This window comes from Paraburkholderia aspalathi (assembly GCF_905220735.1).
GTDB lineage: Bacteria > Pseudomonadota > Gammaproteobacteria > Burkholderiales > Burkholderiaceae > Paraburkholderia > Paraburkholderia aspalathi.
The window spans coordinates 1-735 of record NZ_CAJNBA010000036.1; the positions used below are offsets into that span (position 1 = coordinate 1).

Below are 735 nucleotides of genomic sequence, written 5' to 3' on the forward strand. Positions count from 1 at the left end.
CGTCGCTGAACACCGCACCTATTATGCATAGACGGAAAGCCACTGGACGCTGACGGCAGCGGGGTTCGTAAGGACGGACTCCGCATAAAGTTGTTCATCGCATTACAGATTTTACGAAGTCGAACCCGTAATAGCTGGCTGGTGGCCAGCGTGGATCGGTGTCCGTGCCTGTCATCGAGCACCTCTAACAGGTCGCGCCGCGCGGAATCGGTCAGCGGCGCCATTGCCAGATCGTCGAGAATCACGAGATCCGTCTTGGCAAGTTGTGCGAGCCATCGCGCGTAGCGCCCGCTGCCGTGTGCGATCGCCAGTTCCTCGTTCAGTTTCGGCACGCGCAGATAGCAGGCGGAGAACCCCTGGCGGCACGCCTGGATGGCGAAGGCGCAACCCAACCAACTCTTGCCGAGCCCAGTCGGGCCAACCAGGATCAGGTTCTGCCTCTCCCGAAGCCACTCACCGGTCAGCAGCCGCACGATGAGCGCCCGGTCCAGGCCGCGGGCGGTGCGATAGTCGATGTCCTCGGGCGACGCGTCGGGCACCTTCAGTCTGGCCCGGCGCAGGCGGGCTGCCGTTTGTCGCGAGTCACGTTCACTGGATTCACGCTCGACCAGCAGCCCCAGACGTTCTTCAAAGCCCAGCCGGTCAATGCCGTCCTGGGACTGTTGCTCGGCAAGCGCCGCCGCCATGCCGGGCAGGCGCAGCGCGTGTAGTTTGTCGACAGTGGGATGATGCAGC

At 63.5% G+C, this 735-nt stretch carries 1 protein-coding gene; it reads right to left on the reverse strand.

The genetic code is table 11. The features are described from left to right. Positions 1–734, reverse strand: a 734-nt coding sequence (locus KHO30_RS39105; protein WP_244864249.1) for an ATP-binding protein, incomplete at its 3' end; no start/stop codon positions are given. Between the last annotated feature and the right edge of the window lies 1 nt (position 735).